General features: G+C 67.7%; 23 protein-coding genes. 9 read left to right on the forward strand and 14 right to left on the reverse strand.

Annotation, left to right across the window (positions count from 1 at the left end):
* Positions 1 to 5: 5 nt before the first annotated feature.
* A complete protein-coding gene (locus tag L5G28_RS01550; RefSeq protein ID WP_236996498.1) occupies positions 6 to 653 on the forward strand; it encodes a TetR/AcrR family transcriptional regulator in 648 nt (215 codons plus the stop codon).
* A gap of 303 nt (positions 654 to 956) precedes the next feature.
* On the opposite strand, the gene L5G28_RS01555 is transcribed toward L5G28_RS01550, so the two are convergent.
* Together L5G28_RS01555 and L5G28_RS01560 are read right to left on the reverse strand one after the other, a co-directional pair.
* On the reverse strand, positions 957 to 1,724 hold the full coding sequence (locus L5G28_RS01555) for a CPBP family intramembrane glutamic endopeptidase (protein ID WP_236996497.1): 768 nt from the start codon (positions 1,722 to 1,724) through the stop codon (positions 957 to 959).
* A gap of 56 nt (positions 1,725 to 1,780) precedes the next feature.
* The gene (locus L5G28_RS01560) at positions 1,781 to 2,542 is read right to left on the reverse strand and encodes a DUF2470 domain-containing protein (protein WP_236996496.1); all 762 of its coding nucleotides are present in this window, start codon (positions 2,540 to 2,542) and stop codon (positions 1,781 to 1,783) included.
* A 168-nt stretch (positions 2,543 to 2,710) separates the two neighbouring features.
* Here L5G28_RS01560 and pheA point away from each other — a divergent pair, with 168 nt between their 5' ends.
* Positions 2,711 to 3,634 (forward strand): prephenate dehydratase, encoded by a 924-nt coding sequence (pheA, locus tag L5G28_RS01565; protein ID WP_236996495.1) that lies wholly within the window; start codon positions 2,711 to 2,713, stop codon positions 3,632 to 3,634.
* Between the two features lies 1 nt (position 3,635).
* Entirely contained in the window at positions 3,636 to 4,283 is a 648-nt protein-coding gene (locus L5G28_RS01570; protein WP_237000031.1) for a histidine phosphatase family protein, read from the forward strand.
* A 4-nt stretch (positions 4,284 to 4,287) separates the two neighbouring features.
* Here L5G28_RS01570 and L5G28_RS01575 read toward each other — a convergent pair whose 3' ends face one another.
* On the reverse strand, positions 4,288 to 4,638 hold the full coding sequence (locus tag L5G28_RS01575) for a metallopeptidase family protein (RefSeq protein WP_237000032.1): 351 nt from the start codon (positions 4,636 to 4,638) through the stop codon (positions 4,288 to 4,290).
* A gap of 6 nt (positions 4,639 to 4,644) precedes the next feature.
* A complete protein-coding gene (locus L5G28_RS01580) occupies positions 4,645 to 5,949 on the reverse strand; it encodes a septum formation family protein (protein ID WP_236996492.1) in 1,305 nt (434 codons plus the stop codon).
* Positions 5,950 to 6,024: 75 nt separating this feature from the next.
* Here L5G28_RS01580 and serS point away from each other — a divergent pair, with 75 nt between their 5' ends.
* The 3 genes from serS (at position 6,025) to L5G28_RS01595 (ending at position 9,258) form a co-directional block, all read left to right on the forward strand.
* Positions 6,025 to 7,281, forward strand: a complete 1,257-nt coding sequence (gene serS / locus L5G28_RS01585; RefSeq protein WP_236996491.1) for a serine--tRNA ligase — start codon at positions 6,025 to 6,027, stop codon at positions 7,279 to 7,281.
* An 86-nt stretch (positions 7,282 to 7,367) separates the two neighbouring features.
* Complete coding sequence (locus L5G28_RS01590; protein WP_236996490.1) at positions 7,368 to 8,669, forward strand: LCP family protein; 1,302 nt, start codon at positions 7,368 to 7,370, stop codon at positions 8,667 to 8,669.
* A 43-nt stretch (positions 8,670 to 8,712) separates the two neighbouring features.
* A complete protein-coding gene (locus L5G28_RS01595) occupies positions 8,713 to 9,258 on the forward strand; it encodes a ferritin (RefSeq protein ID WP_236996489.1) in 546 nt (181 codons plus the stop codon).
* Between the two features lie 27 nt (positions 9,259 to 9,285).
* Here the strand turns inward: L5G28_RS01595 and L5G28_RS01600 are convergent, their stop codons facing one another.
* The 4 genes from L5G28_RS01600 to L5G28_RS01615 all read right to left on the reverse strand — a co-directional run bounded on the left by L5G28_RS01600 (position 9,286) and on the right by L5G28_RS01615 (position 12,373).
* Positions 9,286 to 10,200, reverse strand: a complete 915-nt coding sequence (locus tag L5G28_RS01600) for a DUF5926 family protein (protein ID WP_237000033.1) — start codon at positions 10,198 to 10,200, stop codon at positions 9,286 to 9,288.
* 24 nt (positions 10,201 to 10,224) lie between these two features.
* Positions 10,225 to 11,010 (reverse strand): glycerophosphodiester phosphodiesterase, encoded by a 786-nt coding sequence (locus L5G28_RS01605; protein WP_236996487.1) that lies wholly within the window; start codon positions 11,008 to 11,010, stop codon positions 10,225 to 10,227.
* Complete coding sequence (locus L5G28_RS01610) at positions 11,007 to 11,774, reverse strand: DUF4328 domain-containing protein (protein WP_237000034.1); 768 nt, start codon at positions 11,772 to 11,774, stop codon at positions 11,007 to 11,009. The genes L5G28_RS01605 and L5G28_RS01610 overlap by 4 nt, the downstream gene beginning before the upstream one ends.
* Before the next feature lie 266 nt (positions 11,775 to 12,040).
* The gene (locus tag L5G28_RS01615) at positions 12,041 to 12,373 is read right to left on the reverse strand and encodes a rhodanese-like domain-containing protein (RefSeq protein ID WP_237000530.1); all 333 of its coding nucleotides are present in this window, start codon (positions 12,371 to 12,373) and stop codon (positions 12,041 to 12,043) included.
* Between the two features lie 464 nt (positions 12,374 to 12,837).
* On the opposite strand from L5G28_RS01615, the gene L5G28_RS01620 reads away from it, so the two are divergent.
* Positions 12,838 to 13,572 carry a VOC family protein gene (locus L5G28_RS01620; protein WP_237000035.1) on the forward strand — a complete coding sequence of 245 codons (735 nt, stop codon included), beginning with the start codon at positions 12,838 to 12,840 and terminating at the stop codon, positions 13,570 to 13,572.
* Here L5G28_RS01620 and L5G28_RS01625 read toward each other — a convergent pair.
* Both L5G28_RS01625 and msrA read right to left on the reverse strand, forming a co-directional pair.
* Complete coding sequence (locus tag L5G28_RS01625) at positions 13,538 to 14,644, reverse strand: winged helix DNA-binding domain-containing protein (protein WP_237000036.1); 1,107 nt, start codon at positions 14,642 to 14,644, stop codon at positions 13,538 to 13,540. The genes L5G28_RS01620 and L5G28_RS01625 overlap by 35 nt on opposite strands.
* On the reverse strand, positions 14,644 to 15,357 hold the full coding sequence (msrA, locus tag L5G28_RS01630) for a peptide-methionine (S)-S-oxide reductase MsrA (protein ID WP_237000037.1): 714 nt from the start codon (positions 15,355 to 15,357) through the stop codon (positions 14,644 to 14,646). Before msrA ends, L5G28_RS01625 begins: the two co-directional genes overlap by 1 nt.
* Positions 15,358 to 15,499: 142 nt before the next feature.
* Here msrA and L5G28_RS01635 point away from each other — a divergent pair, with 142 nt between their 5' ends.
* Complete coding sequence (locus L5G28_RS01635; protein WP_236996482.1) at positions 15,500 to 16,129, forward strand: superoxide dismutase; 630 nt, start codon at positions 15,500 to 15,502, stop codon at positions 16,127 to 16,129.
* A gap of 135 nt (positions 16,130 to 16,264) precedes the next feature.
* Here L5G28_RS01635 and L5G28_RS01640 read toward each other — a convergent pair whose 3' ends face one another.
* From L5G28_RS01640 to L5G28_RS01655, 4 genes are all read right to left on the reverse strand, one after another.
* Positions 16,265 to 16,807, reverse strand: coding sequence for a dihydrofolate reductase family protein (locus tag L5G28_RS01640; protein WP_237000038.1), 543 nt, complete (start codon positions 16,805 to 16,807; stop codon positions 16,265 to 16,267).
* On the reverse strand, positions 16,804 to 17,730 hold the full coding sequence (locus tag L5G28_RS01645) for a helix-turn-helix domain-containing protein (protein ID WP_237000039.1): 927 nt from the start codon (positions 17,728 to 17,730) through the stop codon (positions 16,804 to 16,806). Before L5G28_RS01645 ends, L5G28_RS01640 begins: the two co-directional genes overlap by 4 nt.
* Before the next feature lie 119 nt (positions 17,731 to 17,849).
* Positions 17,850 to 18,599, reverse strand: coding sequence for an energy-coupling factor transporter transmembrane component T family protein (locus L5G28_RS01650; RefSeq protein WP_237000040.1), 750 nt, complete (start codon positions 18,597 to 18,599; stop codon positions 17,850 to 17,852).
* Between the two features lies 1 nt (position 18,600).
* Positions 18,601 to 20,625, reverse strand: a complete 2,025-nt coding sequence (locus tag L5G28_RS01655) for an ATP-binding cassette domain-containing protein (protein ID WP_237000041.1) — start codon at positions 20,623 to 20,625, stop codon at positions 18,601 to 18,603.
* 158 nt (positions 20,626 to 20,783) lie between these two features.
* Between L5G28_RS01655 and L5G28_RS01660 the strand changes: the two genes are divergently transcribed.
* Positions 20,784 to 21,506, forward strand: coding sequence for a TMEM165/GDT1 family protein (locus L5G28_RS01660; RefSeq protein WP_237000042.1), 723 nt, complete (start codon positions 20,784 to 20,786; stop codon positions 21,504 to 21,506).
* The last annotated feature ends 13 nt before the right edge of the window (positions 21,507 to 21,519 follow it).

A 21,519-nucleotide genomic window follows, 5' to 3' on the forward strand; every position in this document is an offset into this window, starting at 1 on the left:
ACACCGTGACCGGCCGCTCACCCAGGCCGGGCGAAGCCGCCCGATCGTACGGCGGCCGGTCGCTCGCCGATCGCCGCGCCGACCGGCGGGCCAGGTTTCACGAGGCCGGCGTCGAACTGTTCGGCACCGTCGGCTTCGCACGGGTGACGATCTCGGCGCTGTGCACCGAAGCCGGACTGTCGCGTAGACAGTTCTACGAGGAGTTCTCGGGCAGCGAAGATCTGATGACCGAGATCTACGACGTCATCCAGCAGATGACGCGCGAGCGCGTCACGGAGGCCGTACGCGCTGCGGACCGCTCTGATCTGAGCGTCGTCGCGCATGCGGCGATCGCCGCGTACATCGACGCCGTCGCCACTGATCCACGGCTTGTGCGCTGTCTGTTCGTCGAGGTCGGTGGCATCTCCGAGACGATGGAGAAGCATCGGGTCGCCGGACGCGATGACTGGGCTGGGTACATCGCGGACGTGGTCGCGAGCCTGCCGAACTCGCCGTGTCGAACGATCGACTATCGGGCGACGGCGTTCATCGGCTCGCTGATCGCGGTGGTCCATCGGTGGGCGACGTCGGAGCAACGGCCGGACCGCAGCGAGATCATCGACCTGCTGTCCGACATGCTGCTGCGGCTCGCGGCCGACGAGGAGACCACCTGACGCCTCGGCGGTCACACGCCGTGCGTTCGTCACACGTGAAATCCGTACCGGGGCCGTTCGAGCCGATGACGGTCGTAGCGGTAAGGGTAACCTCGTGATACGTTTACAGCGAAGTGAGACTATTGAGTCTCACACGCGCGGCCGTCGAGGGGGTTCCACCGACGGCCTATCAGGCTCGATCCGGGTGGAATCGGGGCTCTTGGGAGGGAGCTACTCGGATCGCTGGAGCGCGGCACAGGACAGAGCTGGTCCGCCCACTCGGCCCTGTGCCGCGCTTCCCCGTTCACACTCCGGGTGCACGCCTCACAGCCCCAGCCAACCGAGATGATCGCTGAGCAGCGCATAGCCGACGAACGCGACGATGTCGATGGTCCCGTGCGCGACGATCAGCGGCCACAGACGGCTCGTCTTCTGATACCAGCGGCCGAACACCAGCCCCATCACGACGTTGCCGAGCCCGCCGCCGACACCCTGATACAGGTGGTACGAGCCGCGCAGTAGTGACGACACGGCGAGGCTCGCACCGTCGCGGACACCGAGTTGCTTCAACCGCACCATCAGATAGCCGACGACGATCACCTCTTCGGCGACAGCGTTGCCGACCGCGACCAGACACAGCAGCACGATGCGCCACCACGGGGCGTCGTCCGATGCGGGCACGAGACTCGCGTTGAATCCGAACGCGGACGCCGCGGCGACGAGCGCGAGTCCGGGCAGCCCGATCAGGGCGGCCAGCCCGAGTCCGGGAGGCAGATCTCGACCGGTCGGTCGGCCGATCCCCCATGCCGACGGACGGAATCCGCTGCGCCACAGCAGGTACACGCCGAGCGCTCCGATCGCGAACAGCTTCACGATCCGCATAAGCTCACGCGCCACATCGATCGCCACATGGGACGACGTCTCCGGATTGAGCGCGACGGTCGTCTCCGCGACACCCGCGCCGACCCACATCTCGATCAGGGACAGGATCGCGGACAGCCCGGAGAACCCGAAGGTGAAGATCGCGACCAGAACTATCTCGACGACGATCGCCCGCCGTTCTCGGGGGTCGTCGACTCGATTCACCTGCACCGTGCCAGGTTAGGGGATCTCGACTCGGGAGGCCCCGCCTCCGCGGTGAGCGGCGGTCAGTGGGAGGACTGGCGGTCGAGCTCCGGATGCAGGGCGAGCGCGTGGAGGGCGGCCGAGAGGTCGGCGACCCGGCCGACCGGGCGGCTGAACGGGAGGCGAACGTCCACGTCGGAGTCGGCGGTCTCGACACGGAAGGTCAGGCCGAAGCGGTCGAGTCGAAGCGGTCGGACACGCCCGGACCGCAGCGCGGCCGGGATCCGGAGCGCCAGCTGGTGGACGAGGTCGGCGTGGTCGGACTCGAGATGGGCGAGCCAGTCGTTCTCGTACGCCCAGAACACGTCGGGCTCAGCGCAGGCCAGCTCGTCGACGGCCACCGCGCCGGCGCCGATCGAGGTGGCGATGACGGCCGTCTCCAACGCCATGCGGACCATCGAGTAGCCGTGTCCGACGTCAAGCAGCCGTTCGTCGGGGTGGTCCCCCGCGATCTCGACGGCCAATTCGCGCTGCAGGTCCGTCGGCACCTCGTGCAACCCCCCGGTCAACCACACGAGCGCCCGAACACGTTCACGCAATTGCAGTGGGGCGCAGTCGATCACCTCGACGACGCACCTGCGCTCACCGTCACCCCCCGCGACAGCGAGCGCCGGTGCGTCGTCGTTGATGAGCAGAAACGCGTCGCCTTCGAACAGGTGGATCATCGAGATCTCGTCGCACGCGTCGGCCGACGCGGCCCCGTCGACGGAGAGGGTTCCGCCCCGTGCTCGGCGGCAGGCCGTCTGGATCATTTCGGCGTCGCAAGGGGCAACGATCGTGGCCATGGGATCCTCCAGCATTCTTCTCGTGCACCGAACCTCGGCGATATAGGTAACCCTAACTTACGTATGCCTAACCTAGTTCCCGGATGGATGTGCGTCAATGCTTCGGTTCACCTCGAGCACAATGGCCGCGTCGCTCGACCCCCCCCGTCTCTCGACTACTGTGGAGACGTGCCAGTCTTCGCTTACTTCGGTCCCGCAGGCACCTTCACCGAGATGGCTCTCGACGCGATCCTCACCACCCGCTCCGACGCCGATTCCGCCGACAAGCGCGCACTGGGAAGCCCACTCGCGGTGATCGCCGCCGTCCGAGCGGGCGACGCCGACTTTGGCTGTGTGCCCATCGAGAGCTCACTGGAAGGCGCCGTCCCGGCAACCATGGACGCGCTGGTCCCCCACCGCGGACAGACTCGCGTGCAGGCCTACGCGGAAGTCGCCCTCGATATCGCCTTCCGAGTCGCCGCTCGCGAACCTCTCGCCGACGCCGCGGTCGCCACGATCGCGGCGTACCCGGTGGCCGCAGCGCAGGTCCGCCGCAGCGTCGCCGAGAGGTTCCCGAACGCGGAGTTCGTGATCGCGACGTCGAATGCGGGCGCCGCAGCCGACGTCGAAGCCGGTCGCGCCGATGCGGCGGTGACGACGGCTGCCGCCGCCGCACTCCACGGCCTCGTCACCCTCGCCGACGGCGTCGCCGACGCCGACGACGCCGTCACCCGCTTCCTTCTCCTCGGGCCGCCCGGACCGCCGCCGCAGGCGACCGGAGCCGACCGCACCAGTGTGATCCTCGACCTCCCCAACACCCCGGGCAGCCTGGTGTCAGCAATGAACGAGTTCGCGATGCGGGGCGTCGACCTCACTCGCATCGAGTCGCGCCCGCGCGGCGCGGGCGCTCCGGGCCAGTACCGCTTCTATCTCGACGCGTGCGGACACGTGGACGACGCCGCCGTCGGCGAGGCGCTGCGTGCGCTGCACCGGACCGCTGAGAACGTCGTCTATCTGGGATCATGGCCGAAAGACCGCGGCACCGCGGCCGAACCGCCCGACCACCACGAGTCCCACGAGTGGTTCGCGAACCTGCTGCAAGGAGAGGACTGACATGGCCCGGCTCCATCTGGTCCGACACGGCGAGACCACATCCAACGTCATGCGGATCCTCGACACCGCACTCCCCGGCGCGTCGCTCACCGATTTCGGCGCCCGCCAAGGTGTGCGATTCGGTTTGGAGCATCCGGACGGGAAACCCGCCGTCCTCGCCCACTCGGTCGCGCACCGTGCGCGCCAGACCGCCGACATGATCGCGTCGGTCTGGGAGGCCGACACCGTCGCCGTCGACGGCGTCCACGAAGTCCAGGTCGGTGACCTGGAGGGGAAGACCGACACCGAGTCGCACAAAGTGTTCCACGACGTCGTGACCCGTTGGCATCACGGCGAACTCGACGCCCGGCTGCCCGGCGGCGAATCGTTGGAAATGCTGCACGAACGCTATCTCCCGGTCGTCGACGAGCTCACCACGAAGTACGTGACCGGTGAGGGACGGGACGTCTACCTCGTCTCGCACGGCGCCGCGATCCGGTTGATCGCCGCCCACCTGTCCGGCATCGACTCGGAGTTCGCGCTCAAGAACTTCCTCCCGAACACCGGGTCCATCGTCCTGGAGTCCGGTAACAGCGGCTGGACGGTCACCCAGTGGGGCACCGCCGACTTGCCCGCAGGCGACGGGAGCCCCGCAGACCCGATGGGCTGAGAATTCAGCCCCAGCCGTTCGCGTGCAGCCACCGGTCGTCGATGCCGAAATGGTGGCCGACCTCGTGCAGCACGGTGACCGCCACTTCGTGGCGTACCTGGTCCGCTGTGGAGCACATCGCCAGGAGCGGCTCGCGGAAGATCTCGATCGTGTCCGGCAGGAAGCCTGAGTACTCATTGGTGCGCTCAGTGAGCGAGACGCCCGTGTACAGCCCGAGGATCGTCGGATCGTCCGGGTGATGCGCGTTGACCAGGATCACCACGTTCGACATCGCGTCGGTGAGTTCGGACGGCAGCAGGTCGAGAGCGTCACCGACGAGTTCCTCGAACCGTCGGTTTGACATCGATACGGGCATCCGGTGTCATCCCGCCGCGGGCGCGGGAATCTCCCGACTGTCCGGGTTGTAGCCGGGCGGCAACGGAACCGGGGAGCCGACCGAACGTCCGGGCGGCCCCTTCTCCGGAGGCACCGGGACTCGACCGTTGATCAGCACCTGCTCACGAGCGTCGCCGACGAGTGTCGCGAAACCGCCGCGGTCGGGCAGCGCCGTGTAACAGACCACGCGCCTGCTGCCGGTGAGCCAGCTGACCTCCGAGATCACCGACCACTGCACATTGAGCGTGGTGTCGTCGAACTTCGACGAGCCGCCGAAGAACTTGTTGGTCACAGTGGGACAGATCTTCGTCAGATACTCGTTCTGGTCGCGCGCGCTAGGCCACGCCTTTCCGGAGTCCCGCCCGCCGAAACGCTGTGTCAGATCGACGACGCCCGTCGTCTGGAAGGCGTGCGGCTCCGAGCAGTCGACGACGTCGCTCGTCGCCTGCCGGGTCGCCTTGTCGATCCCGACGCACGTGCCGACCGGCCAGGTGAACGACTGGTCGATGTCGCCGACGCGCCCGGCGAACTGCTCCTGGACCCCTTTGGCGCCCGGCTGCTCGATGCCGCAGCGCAGCACGCGCGCACCCTTCTCCCACTGGACCTTCGACGGAAACATCAGCCCGGAGGCGAATCGTCCCTGCGGGTCGAGCCCGCCGCCGAGATACCGGTCGACGATGGCCGGACAGTTCTCGTCGCGGATGGTGCCGAAGCGTTCCGGACCGGGCCACGGCGCGTCCTCAGCGAACTCCGACGTCGGGAACGTCTCCGTGTCGAGCGCGCCCGCGACCTCGAACCGGTGCGGCTTGGCACAGTCGGTCAGGGTCGGCTCCCCGACGTCGGTGTCGTCCCACTGAAGGCAGTCGCCGGGTTCCGAGCGCGTGAAGTCGTTCTCGACGAGCGCGTTGCCTTCGCCGATCACCGTCGACCCGACACTGCCGTGGTCAGCGAATCCGCCTCGCGCCAGGAGCACGCCGCCCGCCGCGACTGCTCCGAGGAGGATCGCCGCCAAGATCAGCAGCATCCGATGCCGTGGGCGCCCGGTCACAGAGTGGGTGTCGTCCTCGCCGGGGTCACCCTCGGGGAACTCGTCGTCGTCGGTGTATTCGTCGTCCGGGAACTCGTCGTCGGTGTACTCGTCGTTCACGTACGCGGCATCACTGAAGTGCTGACCGTCGTCAGCGGTGTCGTCGGCCGCCGTCTCATCGGCAGCGTCGAACACCGAGTCGGCGTCAGCATCCTGCGGCAACGATTCGTCGCCGTCTCCCGGTCGGTCGCTGTCAGAAGTCATCACCTCCATCATGCCTGGTCGGCCTCGGCTATGTCGTCCCCCGGGCCGTGAACACGCCCAGGTAGGCTTCCAAGGGTGATCGACCTGAAGATCCTGCGTGAAGATCCCGACCTCGTCCGCGCGTCGCAGCGAACCAGAGGCGAAGACCCCGAACTCGTCGACCGGCTGTTGCAAGCCGACGTCGATCGACGTGCGGCGATCGCCGAAGCCGATGCGCTCCGCACCGAGCAGAAGTCGCTCGGCAAGCTGGTCGGCAAGGCGTCCGGCGACGAGAAGGCCGAGCTACTGGCCCGCGGCAAGGCACTCGCCGACCAAGTCAAGGCGGCGATCGCCCGGCAGAAGGATGCCGAGGAGACTGCCACCACGTGCCAGCGCGCGATCTCGAACATCGTGTCGACGCAGACCCCGTCGGGCGGCGAGGACGATTACATCGTCCTCGAGCACGTCGGCGAACCGCGCTCGATCGAGAGTCCGAAGGACCACCTCGAGATCGGTGAGCACCTCGGGCTGATCGACATGGAACGCGGCGCCAAGGTGTCCGGGTCGCGCTTCTACTTCCTGACCGGCCTCGGCGCACAGCTGCAGCTGGCCCTCCTGAACATGGCCGCGGCGAAGGCGACCGCCAACGGCTTCACCCTGATGATCCCGCCCGTACTGGTGCGGCCCGAAGTCATGCAGGGCACCGGGTTCCTCGGCGCGCACGCCGACGAGGTGTACCGGCTCGAAGCCGACGACCTCTATCTCGTCGGCACCTCCGAGGTACCGCTCGCCGGTTATCACGCCGACGAGATCCTCGACCTCGACGGCGGACCGAGGCGGTATGCCGGCTGGTCAACGTGCTTCCGACGCGAAGCGGGCTCGTACGGCAAGGACACGCGCGGCATCATCCGCGTCCACCAGTTCGACAAGGTCGAAGGCTTCATCTACTGCAAGCCCGAGGACGCCGAAGCCGAGCACGAGCGTCTCCTCTCCTGGGAGCGGGACATGCTCGCCGCGATCGACGTCCCGTACCGCGTGATCGACGTCGCAGGCGGCGACCTCGGCAGTTCCGCGGCCCGCAAGTTCGACTGCGAAGCCTGGGTTCCGACGCAGAACACCTATCGCGAGCTGACGTCGACCTCGAATTGCACCACCTATCAGGCGCGTCGCCTGCAGGTCCGCTACCGCGACGAGAACGGTAAACCGCAGACCGCGGCCACGATCAACGGCACGCTCGCCACAACCCGGTGGCTGGTCGCCATCCTGGAGAACCACCAACAGCCCGACGGCACCGTGAAGCTGCCCGAGGAGTTGGCCCGATTCGTCGGTGTCGACGTACTGACTCGGAAGTGACGCCGACCGGCTGACCCACCCGTCAGCGCATTCGGTCGGACGAGTGTCCCAGACGGTTTTCAGGTGCCGTCGGTAACGTGGCGAGGATGAACGACCAGCCCGAGCCGCCGATGATGCGACGGCCACCCGGCGGCCAGCCGAATGGGGGGCCCGGCGGCCAGCCGTATCGTCCACCGCTGGCGTGGTCGGAAGAGCCGCAGCAGCGGCGGCGATACACGCCGCAGCCCGGCCAGGAACCACTACAGGGCCGTCCCGGGTACGCGCCCCGGCAACAACCCCAGCCAATTCCGCCGCAGGACCGACACCGCAGGCCCGGCCCGGCCGCTCCCCCGCCGCACCGACCGCACGGGGAGCCCGGCGGCCCGCCGCCGCGCCGACCGCACGATCCCCGCAGACCGGCCGGGGCGACGCCGCCACCGAAGCGTCGCCGCAGACCGCGCCGCGTCCTGCGCATCATCCTGGTCATCGTGCTGTTGCTGCTGATCACGCCCGTCGCGCTGATGTTCTACTACGACGCGAAACTGCACCGTGTCGACGCGCTCACGAACTATGCGGGACGAGTCGGCGACACTCCCGGCACGACGTGGCTGGTCGTCGGCACCGATTCGCGCGCCGACCTCAGCCAGGAGGACAAGGACAAGCTCGCGACCGGCGACAGTGACGGCGCCCGGACCGACACGATCATGCTCGCCCATATCCCGACTTCCGGGAAGCCTATGTTGATCAGCGTTCCCCGCGACCTGTACGTGCCGATCCCCGGCCAAGGCAGCCACAAGGTCAACTCGGCGTTCAACGCGGGCGGCCCCCAGCTGCTGGTGCAGACCGTCGAACAGTTCTCCGGCGTCCACATCGACCACTACATCGAGATCGGATTCGGCGGCTTCGACAAGCTCGTCGACGCGGTCGGCGGCGTCGAGATGTGTCTCGATAAGCCGCTGCGGGATCCGAAGGCCGGGCTCCGCCTCCCGAAGGGCTGTCAGACGTTGGACGGCGCGCAGGCCCTCGGCCTGGTGCGGACGCGCGCGTTCCCGAACGCCGACCTCGAACGCGTCGTCAACCAGCGCAAGTTCTTCTCCGCGCTCATGTCGAAGGCGACGAGCCCGTCGGTGCTGTTGAATCCGTTCAAGCTGATCGGGTTCGCGAACGGCGCCGTAGACGCGGTGACCGTCGCCAAGGGCGACCATCTCTGGAATCTGGCATGGCTCGCGTTCCGTCTGCGCAATCCGGTGACCACAACGGTGCCGACCGACGGCGACCAGGTCACTGACGACGGCGACTCGCTGGTCCCCGGCGAGACCACGTCGAAGTTCTTCGAGTACGTCAGCCGCGGCGTCGAAGTCCCAGACGACCTCCTCACCGCGTCGACCGGTTCGGTGATCGGGAACTGACGCCGACGATGTCCTAGGCTGACGATGTCCTAGGGTTGGGCGCATGAGTGAAACGCCGTCCGCATTCCAGGAACTCCTCCACGACCAGATCAGCAATGAGTTCTCGGCGTCGCAGCAGTACATCGCGCTCGGCGTCTGGTACGCCGCCCACGACATGCCGCAGATGGCGCGCCACTTCTACGAGCAGTCCGTCGAAGAACGCAACCACGCGATGATGATCGTGCAGTACTTCCTGGACCGCGACATCGACGTGCGGGTTCCGGCGGCCGCCGCGCCGATCACCGAGTTCGCCGACTACCAGGAGCCGATCGCCTTGGCCCTGTCCCAGGAGAAGGAGGTCACCGAGCAGATCGTCGCCCTGGCCAGTTCGGCGCGCGACAACGGCGACTACCTCGGCGAACAGTTCATGCAGTGGTTCCTCAAGGAACAGGTCGAAGAGGTCGCGAGCATGACGACGTTGCAGACCATCGCCGAGCGCGCCAACGGCAATCTGTTCGACCTCGAGAACTTCGTCGAACGTGAACTCAACAGCCCCAGTTCGTCGCCCGACGCCTCCGCGCCCGTCGCCGCAGGCGGCAACCTGCCCTAGCCTGCGGCCGAGTGATGTCGGGGCCGCCTACCGAATGGTCACCTGGCGGGCGATGATGCCCGCCTTGGACGAGCGCTGGGCTGCGGTCAGATCGGAAGTGTCGGCAAGGGCTTCGGTTAGCGCCTTGTCGAAGGCGTCGAGGCCGTCGTTCCACTCGGCGTGGTGGGCTTCGACGTCGAGGTCGAAGACCGGCACGAGCAAGCCGTGCGTCCGGAACGAACCGGCGAACCGGGAGCCGACACCGAGCGTCAAACCACCGGCATCGTGCACGCGGGCCAACGCGTTCATCAGTGCGTCCTCACCCTCGGGGCGGACCCAGCGCAAGTGTGCCTTCTCCCCGGCGTCGACCCACCACGGGGCGCCGACGCCGCTCTCGGCCGTCAGACGCGCGGTCGGCAGGATGGTGTCGTTCGCGCGCTCGAGCATCGCCTTGATCTGCGGGTCCAAGTCGGTGTCGTCGGCGAACCACCATCCGAAATCGTCATGGACGGTCACCTGGATCGACGCGGTCGGGTCGACGATGGCGGCCAGATTGAGTTCGGTGGCGGCGCCCCCGTACTCGTCCCCGCTCGTTGCGGACGCGGCCCAGGCGAGCGCACTCGCGACCGACGCTCGGAGGTCGTCGGGATCCGGATCGGTCTGGAGAGCGGCGTAGCCGTGCGCCGGTGCGTCGCCCCGCACGTCCGCGAACACCGCTCCGGGCAGCACGGTCGCGAACTCGACGTCCTGTTTCGCGCCGAAACCGTCGACGAACGGCACCGGCGCCGTCGCCGACGCGATGAACGTGCGCATCGCGACGAGGTCGCACTCGGCGGCCAAGCCTTCGAACGGCCGGACCGGACCGGCCAATGACGCCTCCTGCCGGGCCTTTCGTGCGGCTACTCGCTCGGCGCGATTGCTTCCCGGGCGCGGGCCACTGCCGCGCTTGCTCTTCTTACCCATGCGTCCAATATCTCACGGGGCCGGTCAGTACGCGGTGACCAGCCAGTCCCGCACGCGCGCCGGGTGGTTGGTCGCCACCCAGCGAACCCCGAGGTCGGCGCACAACTGCACGTCAGGCTGTTCGTCGACGGTCCAGCAGTAGGTGACGCGACCGGATGCGGCAGCACGGTCGACGAGATCGGGATGAGTGCGGAGCGTGTCGATGGACGGTCCGACGCCGGTGGCGCCCACCGCGGTCGCCGCGGTGCCGCCGATGATGCGGGCGGTGTCGCCCAGAAGGATCGTCGGCAGCATCGGGGCGCTCCGCCGGATACGCCAGACGCCTGCCGACGAGAACGAGATGACGACGGCCCGACTGTGGTCGGCGGACGGCGGGGTGGCGACCCCGAACTCGTGGAGCATCGCGAGGAGTTCGGTCTCGACGAGCGACCCGTAACGGACCGGATGTTTGGTCTCGATGAACAGCCGGACGGGCCGATGCCAGTCGAGTGCCAGGCCGAGCAGTTCGCGCAGCGTCAACACCTGCGCGGGGGTCCCGCTGTGCCACGAACCGAAGTCGTGCTCACGGAGCTGCGCCAACGTCATCTCACTGACCGCGCCGATACCGTCGGAGACCCGTTCAATGGTCCGATCGTGGATGCAGACCAGTTCGTGGTCGGCGGTCAAGCGAATGTCGCACTCGAGCCCGTCGGCGCCCTGCTCGAGGGCCAGTTCGTAGGCGCCGAGAGTGTGTTCGGCGACTTCACCGGACGCCCCGCGGTGCGCGACGACGGCGGGCTTGCCCGACCGGGACACTCCTGGCCGACTCAAGCCGCGACCAGACGTCGAATGGGTCGCTCGGCAGCTGGGTCGAGGGTTCCGGCGAGGATCTTGATCCGGCGGACAGCCCAGTGTGCGAACACCGCGGACACCGCGAACACCGCGGTGACCAGCGCGAGCGCGTCGGCATCCACCTGCAGCGACGAGGTGCTCCATGCCGCGATCCGGTAGCCCACGGCCAGCACTGCGACTGCGTTGACGACGGCCCACGCGGCGGCGAGCCGGACACGGACGCGATCGGCCCGCGCATCTGGTTCGGCGACGCGCGCGGCTTCGTGGAGCAACCAGGGCGCCCCGACGACGTTGACGAGCGGAATCATCGACAGCAGGTACACCCAGACGACGTGGCGGGGGTCGACGAAACCGGTCGACTCGTACTGGCGCACTCTGATCTGCCGTACCCACCGTCCGAACGCGACGGTCGTCATGACGACGGCGACGAGCGCCATCAGCCCGAACACGAGGACACCGATGCTGGTCAACCAGTCGATCCACGCCGGGATCGGGCGGGTCCGGTTGACGACTGCGACGAGATAGCGGATCGCGTGGACGACGCCCGCCGCGGCGAGCATCAGGGTGGCCAGCCGCAGCGCCCGCACCAGTGCGTCGGTCGTCAACGACACCGGATCGGCCGACGTCTCCGACACCGGGTCGGTGGAATCGGGATGCGCGTCCACCAGTCCCCAGCGCGGAATGTTCGCGTACGCCGGCGTCGGACCCGGCTTCGCCCTCCGCGACGGCCGCGGCGCAGGCATCGCCTCACGCGGACGGTGCGCGGCCCAACGAAGCGCGGGACGCATTCCCCTGGACGGCTGGGGCGGACGCGGCCGTGCCGGACGAGGAGGCGTTGGACGAGGCTGTCCCTGTCCTGTGGGGTGCCCCTGTCTTGTTTGGTATCCCTGTGCGGCCGCGGCGGCTCCGCGGGCGTCGGTGTGGAGGAGCGGCCCGCCACACCGCGGGCAGACGGTTCGGCCGTCGCGGTGAGGCGCCTGGATTCGGCAGGCGGGGCAGACGTCGAGGTTCACTCGTCGCCCGACCCGGTCTCGATGGGCTTGCCCGCGCTCTCCCACGCGACCATGCCCCCGGTCACGACCGCGCCGTCGATTCCGCGCATCAGCAAGTACTCCATGATCCGGTAGGAACGGCCGCTGGTCCGGCAGACGACGAGGAGTTCGCGATCGAGATCGATCTCGTCGATCCGGGCCGGGACGTCGGCGAGCGGGATGTGTATGGCGCCGCGGACATGCCCCAGCTCCCATTCGTCGACCTCGCGCACGTCGAGCAGGATTCGCTCCGCATCGCTGGTGAAGTCGTCGGGAAGGTCGGTCACCGCTACGGTCTCGATGTCGCCCATACTCACGCCGTCCAGTTTTCCACACGTCGCGGCCACGGGTGGGTCGTCGAGCCGACGCGCGCCCAGCTCAGATCTGAGACGGGCCGTTCCCAGAGTCCAGCGACCCCGCTCACGCGCAACTATGTAGACCTGCATAGTTCTATCCACAAAGCAGCGTTTCACTGTGACAAACCGGTCGAGCTCGATTCGTTCACAGGACCCCAGAAGGTGTGGATAACCCTGTGGAAATGTGGATAGACCTAGGTAAAGCGGGTAAATGTGTGTCGCACGTCTCTAATCGGCTGTCCGCTTCATCGGATTTCCGCTCCTGGACACCTCTGCGCCATCCGAGATTCGTCGAAGTTATCCACACCCATAGTTGTGGATAACTTGGGGATAACACGCCGTACGAAACTCTCAAGGCGAGGTTTGGAGTTGTGTGGACCACCCGCCGCGGGATGGGCCGGTTGCCTAGAATCGTCGACGTGCATGTGCAATGGCTGACCGCGTATCTCGACCTCCCGGGCGCCGACTTCGGCTCCGAGGTGACCTTCTGGCGGGCCATCTCGGGCAGCACTGTGTCGCCGCCGCGCGGCGATCACAAAGAATTCGCGACGCTCGAACCGTTCAACGGCGACGCACATCTCCGCGTCCAACGGGTGAGCGACGGTCCCGGCGGAACCCACCTGGACATCCACGTCGCCGACCCGGTGTCCGCATCCTTGGAGGCCGTCTCGCTCGGTGCGTCGCTGATCGCCGACTACCGCACCCATCGGGTGATGTCGTCGCCGGGCGGAGGAGTGTTCTGTCTGGTCCCACATCAGGGCGAGAGCGAACGCGCCCGCCCCATCCGCTGGCCGGGTGGAACCATCAGCATCATCGACCAGGTGTGCTTCGACGTGCCGACCGAGCGCTTCGACGCCGAGGTCGCGTTCTGGGAGGCGCTCACCGGGCATCCCACTCCGGGCAGACACGACCCCGACCGTGTTGGACTGACTCGAAACCCGGCCCTGGCCCTTCAGGTTCTCCTCGTGCGCTCGGACGTCGCCGAGCCCGCGACGTACATCGAGGTGGCGGCCACCGACATCGACGACGAGATCGAGCGGCACGAGGGGTGGGGCGCATCCGTGGTGAAGCAGTGCACCGAGCGCGTGATGATGTCCGACCCGATCGGACGCCGCTACTTCATCTCCGCTCGCAATCCTCGGACCGGCGCGTAGCGGCCACCCGCATCTCCCGCACCGCCGACACTTCGCGTTCGACATCGGACCTTTCCGCGGATGTCAGGTCGCGAAGTTCGGTGAGCGTGACACCGTCCTTGGTCGGGGCCCACGTCGCGGCGAGCCGGCCGTCGACGAGGACGAATCCGGGGAAGCGTCCGTTCGGTGTCGCGAGCGCCGTGTACAGGCCGGGGTCGGCGACGCGGACGCGGTCGGCATTGGCGACGAGGAGGTTGTCGTACGGCGCGACGCACCGGACTGGAGCGGGTTCGTCGCCCGACGCGATCGGCAGGCCCTCCAGGTCGTAGAGCTTCTCTCCGCCCGGCCCGGTGAGCTCTACCAGTTCCCAGTCGGCTTCCATTGCCGCGATGAGCGGACCGAGCCCGGTGAGACCGGACCACGTCTGGACGGCGTTGACGGTCGCGGGCCCGAATCCGCGCAAGTACAGGCGGACCAGGTCCCTGCGTGCTTCGTCGCCGGTCACCGCGGGTTCGCCCGGTCCGATCCAGTCGTCGAGGAGCCGGTACGCGGGAGCCCCCGATGCCCGCCACAGTCCGCGCGGTGGTGTCTGGACGAGCGGCAGCCGCCAGCGCGCGACAGCGGCGAGGTCCGTTGCAGGCTCGTCCGGCCACCGCTGCACGAGTGCATCGCGGAGCGTTGAACCGCGCACGGGTTCGTCTGTGGCAGTGAGCAGTTCGACGGCGCAATCGACGATCTCGGCAGCCGTCGCGGCCCGCAGCTTCTTTCCGTGGTTCGTGGCTGCAGCCGCGTCGATCGACGGCTGGACGAGGGCCCGGACCCAGCGTGCGTCGAGTCCGTCCATCAGGAAGACGGTGCCGCGCTGCAACGTCATGCGCACGAGTTCGCGGCCGATGAGAAGATCGTCGACGTCGGCCGGATCGAAGTCCTGGACCCGGCATGCCAGACCGTAGAAGGCGGCCTGCGGATCCTGCGACTGCAGTCCGACGAGTCGGTCGACCACCTCCATGACGTCGTCGTCGACCCGCTCGAGCAGGTGCTGACGCGCGAGCAGGGTGCGGTTCCACTGCTCGAGAGTGAGGGCGCGCGCCATCAGGCGTCGAATGCCAGCCCGGTGCTCACATGGCAGCGGTATCCGTTCGGGTTCGTGAACAAGTACTGCTGGTGGACGTCCTCGGCGTAGTAGAAGTGGCCGTCGCCCGCCTCGGCGAGCGGGGCGATCTCAGTGGTGATCGGTCCGTACCCGGCGGCGCGCAGCGTCGGCTCGTAGCGTTCAGCAGTGGCGACGGCCAGCCGGGTCGCCTCGTCGTCGAGCCCGAAGACGGCGGACCGGTACTGGGTGCCGACGTCGTTGCCCTGCCGCATCTCCTGCGTCGGATCGTGCGAGGTGAAGAAGAGCTCGATCAGGTGCTTGAGGGTCGCCTTCGCGGGGTCGAAGACGACGAGCGCCGATTCGGTGTGTCCGGTCTGCGCGGTGCAGACCTCGTCGTACGTCGGGTTCGGCGTGTAGCCGCCCGCATAGCCGACGGCCGTCGTGTACACACCCGGCTGCTGCCAGAAGATCTCCTCGATGCCCCAGAAGCAGCCTCCGGCGAGAACGACGGCCTGCAGGTCCGGGCCCCACTCGCCGATCCCCGCCGCACCGAATCCGCCTGTGGCGTCCGGAGTTCCCCGCATCGGCCGGTGAGTGACGAGGTTCTCCCCACGAAGCGGCATCGCGGTATCGCGCCCGGGGAGAGCGTTCTCCCGGGGGACCATCGCGGTCTTGACCGCGGACGCTGCGAGAAGACGATCGAAGATACTCATGGATCCAGGCTACGACGAGCCGGTGAACTCCGGCCGACGGGAACAGAACCGTGAGCACATCTGTTGCAATAACCATCCGTGTGGGGAAATGTTGATGACTGGACCCAGTACGGATCTCATTCAACTTGTAGAGAGGATCATCGTGGCTGAATACACCCTGCCCGAACTCGATTACGACTATGGCGCCCTCGAGCCGCACATCTCCGGCAAGATCATGGAGCTGCATCACAGCAAGCACCACGCCACCTACGTCAAGGGTGCGAACACCGCGCTGGAGAACCTCGCAGCAGCACGTGAGGACGGCAGCATCGCAGGCAAGGTGTACGGCCTGTCGGCGAACCTGTCGTTCCACCTCGGTGGCCACACCAACCACTCGATCTTCTGGAAGAACCTGTCGCCCAACGGCGGCGGCGAGCCGACCGGCGACCTCGCCGAGCAGATCGGCGTCGACTTCGGTGGCTTCGAGCAGTTCAAGGCGCACTTCACCGCGGCAGCCACCACCCTGCAGGGCAGCGGCTGGGCCGTCCTCGGCTACGACACCATCGGTGAGCGTCTCGTCATCGAGCAGCTGACTGATCAGAGCGGCAACACGTCGGCCGCCCTCATCCCGGTCGTCATGCTCGACATGTGGGAGCACGCCTTCTACCTCGACTACCAGAACGTCAAGCCCGACTACGTCAAGGCTTGGTGGAACGTCGTGAACTGGGAGGACGCTTCCGAGCGCCTCAACCGCGCGAAGACCCAGGGTTCGGGTCTGATCGTTCCCGCCTGATCTCTCGTACTGACACCGACGGCGGTCGCCCCTGAGGGGCGGCCGCCGTTCGTGTTTCACGCTGCATGCGTCGCCTCCTGCGTATTGTCCGGACTCGTAGCGGGAAGTCACGCACGCAGCGTTCACTCTGAAGAGTCATCGCGGTCCAACGACGCGGTACCGGCCGATGAGGAACGCCCGGTTGTGGCCGGTCTCCAGTAGTTCGAAGTCGAACGCTCGGGTAAAGAGCGGCCTGCCGGAGCCGACGGTCGCGGGCGCGTACGACACGACGAGTTCGTCGAGCATCGCCGACTCCGCGAACTGAGCGGCGAGGTCGCCGCCGCCGACCACCCAGATGTTCTTCTCCCCGGCCGCAGCCTCCAGTCTCGCGCGGTGCTCCGACGGTTTCCCGGACAGGGTCTCGATCGACGGGTCGACCACGTCGACGCCGCGATGGGTGAACAGGAAGGTCGGGTAGTCGGCGTACGGCCACGGCTCACCGCTCTCGGCGATGTGGTCGACGACCCACTGATAGGTGGTGCGGCCCATGACGATTGCACCGGTCGACGACATCACCTCGTCGATGCTGAACGGCCCGTCGTCGTCGATCGGCTGGGTGAGCAGCCAGTCGAGGGAATCGTTCGCGTCTGCGAGGAAGCCGTCCATCGTGGACGCGGTGTAGTAGATGTAGGCGGTCATCTGGATTCTCCTCCTGAGGTGCGGCGCTGCCACATGATCGGATCGGGATCGAGTGCGGGCGTAGACACGTCGACGCCCGCGTCCGCGAGCATCCACCGCGCTAGGAGCCGGCGATGGGCCGAGAACGTCAACTCGTGCGCGACGATCTGCGCGAGCCGGAACGACTCGGGTGGTTCACAGAGTGCGTCGACGATCCAGTCCGCCCAACCGCGGCGGCGCTCGATGTCGCGGATCGTGGCGAGCCAGCGTGCGGACACATGGTCGTGGAGGGACGCCAGCGCTGAGACGTCCTGGACCGGTGTCATATCGGGCATCGCGTCACCGGCGATGGACGCGAGCCACGGCTGTTTGCTCGAGACCAGATGCCACAGCACTTGCACGAGGCTCTCGTCCGCCCCGTCCCAATGACGTGGCGCGCTACCGGGGAGGCGTACGGCGGCCAGCGCATCGTCGGACAGCCCCGTTGCGGCGTCGAGCAGCGCAACGATGTCGGCGACGTCGTGCTGAACCTGTAACAACAGGACATCGCCTGCGGACTCCTCCCCGGAGTCGATGTAGAGGACAGTCGGCGAGTGGAAGTGGATTCCGTTGGGCGCGGGCAGCCAGTGCCCGGAACGCTCGGCACCGATCATCGCGGTCGGCGGGTGCCCGTATGCGCGCGCGAACGCCCGGCTGAACCCTTCGACGCTCCCGTACCCCGCGGCGAACGCCGAGTCGGTGACGGTGGCCCCGCGCTGCAGCTCCCACGCGGCCCGTTCGAGCGTGACGCGTCGTCGAAGAGCGACCGGCGACTCGCCTGCACCTGCCCGGACCGACCGGGCGAAGTGAAACGGCGACGTGTACGTCGCCGCCGCCATCTCACCGAGGCCGTCCCGCGATTCATCGAGGACTGCGTCCAGCAGGCGTCTGAGCAGATCTGTCATGTGTTCAGTATCGACTGGCGGCGCCGCGGCGCGCATGACTGTTCTTGCTCGACCTGGAAGGACTTCGGCACTTTCTTTCGGCCTGACGCCGAAAGAAAGTGCCGAAGTAGCGGCGGGCTCTACAGGTAGATGATTCCGACGGTCGCCGCGCCCGCGGACACGAGGAGGAACACGGTCAGGACGACGGCGTCGAAGCGACCCGGGCGGGACGCGTAGGCGGTCAGGCGCCCGGTACCGCCGCGGGCGGTGATCGCCTCCGACATCTCGGCGCTGCGCCGCATCGCCGACGACATGGCGGCGACGATGATGTCCAGGACCCCCAACTCGGCGGACGGATGACCCGACCCAGCCTTCGACTTCGGTCGTAGCCGGTGCGCCGCCCACAACAGCCGCATCTCGTCGATCAGCAGCGGCAGTCCCCGCAGCGACAACGCGATCGTGACCGCCCACTCGTCGACCGGCAGCCGAAGCCACCGCAGTGGACGCATCAGGACGGCGATCGCGGGTGCGAGTTCGGCGACCGGCGTCGTCCACACGACCAGCACCGAGAGCGCGATGACAATGAGGCCGAGCAGGACCGCACGCAGCGCGGTGAGCCCGCCGTCGGACCCTCGCGCGACCCACGACCAGGCGACACCGACCGCCATCAGCGCCCAGAACCACCACGGCGGACGCGGCAGCGCGCCGACGGGGATCCCGGCGGCCAGTGCGAACACGATGGCGCAGACGGCGACGAATCCGAGCGCGGGCCACGACGGCAAGATCCACGTCATCAGTCCAAGCACCAGGATGACGATCAGTTTGGTGCCCGCCCACAGACGGTGCACCGGTGAGTCGCCCGGAATCTGCCGCAGCATCGGAATCTGCATGTCACGCACCGCCTTCCAGAACGCCCGCCACCAGTTCGACGCGACGGTTGCACACCCTGTCCAACGACTCGAGGTCGTGCGAGATGATCACGATCGTCGATCCGTGCTGTTCACGCAGCGCCGCCAACACGTTCAACACTTCTTCTCGCGCCTGCGGGTCGAGTCCGGCGAGCGGCTCGTCCAACACGAGGACGTCCGGGTCGGACGCGATCAATGACGCGAGCACGACGCGTCGCATCTGTCCGCCCGACAGTGAGTCGACGCGTTTGGCCGCGAACTCTCGCGGCAATGACACGAGGTCGAGTACGCGGCCTACCTCGGTGGTGCCGACGTTCTCGCCGCCGACCGCCATGATCTCGTCGCCGACGCTGACCTTCTGCAGTTGCAGACGCGCGTGCTGGAACCCGAGACCGACCCGTCCGACGTTCTCGCGGACCGGTTTACCGCCGAGCAGCACCTGCCCGGTCGTCGGCTCGGTGAGCCCGGCGAGGATCCACGCCAGCGTCGACTTGCCCGACCCGTTGCCGCCGACGATCAACACACCGTCGCCGCGATCGACGCGCAGGCTCACGCTGTGCAGCGCAGTCACCTCCCACGGCGACCCTTGCAGATAGGTGTGCGCGACGCCGTCGACGACCAGCAGCGGGTGGCCGCCGAACGGTTTCGACGTCAACGCCGGCCCAGTGTTCTCCGGTCGCATCCACTCCGGGTGATGCGCGACGATGCGACCGTCGGCGAGGTGGATGATCCGGTCGGCGGCGCGCGCCTCCGAATCACGGTGTGTGATCAAGACGACGGTGATGCCGTGCCGTCGCGGAAGCTCGGCGAGGATCGAGAGCAGATCGTCGCGCCCCTCCGGGTCGACCATCGACGTGACCTCGTCGGCGATCACGAGACGCGGACCACGCGCGAGAGCCGCCGCGACGGCGAGCCGCTGCTGCTGCCCGCCGGACAGGTCGGACGTGTCCCGATCGCCGAGACCGGCCAGGCCGACCTCGGCGAGCAGACCGTCGATGTCGACGGCGGCGTCATCAGGTAGACCCCACACCAGGTCGTCGGCCACCCGCGACCCGAGCATCTGCGCCTCCGGGCGCTGCAAGACCAGCGCCGTTCCGCCCGCCCGTCCCAGGCCAGGCGATCCGGGACGGTCGACGACGCCGATCGTCGGTTCGACGCCCGCGAGAATCTTCGCGAGCGTCGACTTGCCCGACCCGTTGGCGCCGACGACCGCCACGAACTCGCCCGGATGCAATTCCAGATCGATCCCGGTCAGCACGTCGTGCGAGGTTCCCGGATAGCGGTAGCCGACCCCGGCCGTCCGCATCGGCAGCGGGCCGGGTGCCGCGTCGTCGACGAGGTAAGCGGCTTCGAGGGTGTCGTCGAGTTTGACGTCGGCGAGCCGGTCGAGCACCTTGCCGAGCATCCACCCGGCGACGAGAATCGTCACGAGCGTCCCGATGGTGCCGGGGATCCAGAGCCACAGCCACCAGTGGTCGACGACGTTGCCGGAGAAGCTCTCGATGGCGTCGCCCGCGGCGTCGAGGCGGACCGCTCTGACCGTCTTCGCCAGACCAGTCAACACGTTGTCGAACACTTCCAGGCCGAGTCGACGAAGCGGTGCGAGCAACCACATCAACGCGACAGTGAGACCGGCGATGAGCGGGGACACGATTAACGCGACCAAGGCCAGGACTGCGGCTCCCCCGCCGCGGCGCCGGACTTCTCCGACGATCCCGCCGATCACCGCGGTCGCGGCCACCCCGAACGCGGTGCCGAGCCCGGCGACGGCGAACGTGACGGCGACGGTGGTGACGAACGCGGCGATCACGGCTCGGGAGCGGGTGCGAGCCGCGAGCAGCGCGATCGGTACCGGAGCAAGGAAGCCGAGAGCTGCCGCCATCGGGACCACCGCGACGATGACGGCGGGCACGACAGTGAGACCGCTGAAGATCGCGATGGACGCGATCTCGATCGGCCGGAGCGGCCCGGTCGAGGCACGCCGGACATCGATTGCAGGGGAGATCACCGCACCATTGTGCCTCGCACGGCGTGTTCGACTGCTGTCCGAGGACCCCGCACCCGATGTTCAGGTGAGCCGAACAGCCACATACGGCCCCCCGACCTGCGGTTCAGTGGCTTCACCGAGTGTTGAATGAGGGATACAGGTCACCCTAACCTGGCGTTATGTTCGCAGCCCTGGCGTTGAGCTTCGCCGTCATCTTCGTCGCGGAGCTGGGAGACAAGTCCCAGCTGATGGCGATGACGTTCGCGCTCCGTTACCGGTGGTGGGTGGTGTTGACCGCGATCCTCACCGCGACGACGCTCGTGCATGCCGCGTCGGTGTTCTTCGGGCATTTCCTCGGCCTGTCGATCCCCACCGAGCTCCTGTCGATCGTCGGCGGCCTGTCAATGCTGGTGTTCGGGTTGTGGACGCTGCGCGGCGACGAACTCGACGACGACGAGGCCAGCCGTGCCGGACGCGTCGGTCGCTCGGTGTTCCTGGCGGTCATGTCGGCGTTCTTACTCGCCGAGCTCGGCGACAAGACAATGCTGGCGACCATCGCGCTGGCCGCCGACCGCGACTGGCTCGGCGTCTGGATCGGCTCGACGATCGGCATGGTGGCAGCCGACGCGCTCGCGATCGCCGTCGGGCGGGTTCTCAACCGGCACCTGCCCGAGCGGACCATCGCACTCGGCGCTGCCGCGCTCTTCTTCGTGTTCGCGATCTGGCTCGTCGTCGACGGCCTGATCGGCATGTCGGCGGTCGTCGTGGCGTCGACCCTCGCAGCCGCCACCGTGATCATCGCGGCAGGTGTCTGGTGGATCATCGCAACGAACCGGCGTCGAGCAGCCGAATCGACGCCGACCGACGAGCTACCGATCGATCGCTCGGCATCAGTGCGTTAAAGTCTCCTCGACC

This window comes from Gordonia liuliyuniae, from assembly GCF_021739025.1.
Taxonomy (GTDB): Bacteria; Actinomycetota; Actinomycetes; order Mycobacteriales; family Mycobacteriaceae; genus Gordonia; species Gordonia liuliyuniae.

Bases quoted from the DNA above. Each gene is read 5' to 3' on its own strand.
- L5G28_RS01560 (WP_236996496.1), bottom strand. From the start codon at position 2,542: ATGGCCACGATCGTTGCCCCTTGCGACGCCGAAATGATCCAGACGGCC.
- L5G28_RS01570 (WP_237000031.1), top strand. From the start codon at position 3,636: ATGGCCCGGCTCCATCTGGTCCGACACGGCGAGACCACATCCAACGTC.
- L5G28_RS01575 (WP_237000032.1), bottom strand. From the start codon at position 4,638: ATGCCCGTATCGATGTCAAACCGACGGTTCGAGGAACTCGTCGGTGAC.
- L5G28_RS01580 (WP_236996492.1), bottom strand. From the start codon at position 5,949: ATGACTTCTGACAGCGACCGACCGGGAGACGGCGACGAATCGTTGCCG.
- L5G28_RS01590 (WP_236996490.1), top strand. From the start codon at position 7,368: ATGAACGACCAGCCCGAGCCGCCGATGATGCGACGGCCACCCGGCGGC.
- L5G28_RS01595 (WP_236996489.1), top strand. From the start codon at position 8,713: ATGAGTGAAACGCCGTCCGCATTCCAGGAACTCCTCCACGACCAGATC.
- L5G28_RS01600 (WP_237000033.1), bottom strand. From the start codon at position 10,200: ATGGGTAAGAAGAGCAAGCGCGGCAGTGGCCCGCGCCCGGGAAGCAAT.
- L5G28_RS01610 (WP_237000034.1), bottom strand. From the start codon at position 11,774: ATGCCTGCGCCGCGGCCGTCGCGGAGGGCGAAGCCGGGTCCGACGCCG.
- L5G28_RS01615 (WP_237000530.1), bottom strand. From the start codon at position 12,373: ATGGGCGACATCGAGACCGTAGCGGTGACCGACCTTCCCGACGACTTC.
- L5G28_RS01625 (WP_237000036.1), bottom strand. From the start codon at position 14,644: ATGGCGCGCGCCCTCACTCTCGAGCAGTGGAACCGCACCCTGCTCGCG.
- msrA (WP_237000037.1), bottom strand. From the start codon at position 15,357: ATGAGTATCTTCGATCGTCTTCTCGCAGCGTCCGCGGTCAAGACCGCG.
- L5G28_RS01640 (WP_237000038.1), bottom strand. From the start codon at position 16,807: ATGACCGCCTACATCTACTACACCGCGTCCACGATGGACGGCTTCCTC.
- L5G28_RS01645 (WP_237000039.1), bottom strand. From the start codon at position 17,730: ATGACAGATCTGCTCAGACGCCTGCTGGACGCAGTCCTCGATGAATCG.
- L5G28_RS01650 (WP_237000040.1), bottom strand. From the start codon at position 18,599: ATGCAGATTCCGATGCTGCGGCAGATTCCGGGCGACTCACCGGTGCAC.
- L5G28_RS01660 (WP_237000042.1), top strand. From the start codon at position 20,784: ATGTTCGCAGCCCTGGCGTTGAGCTTCGCCGTCATCTTCGTCGCGGAG.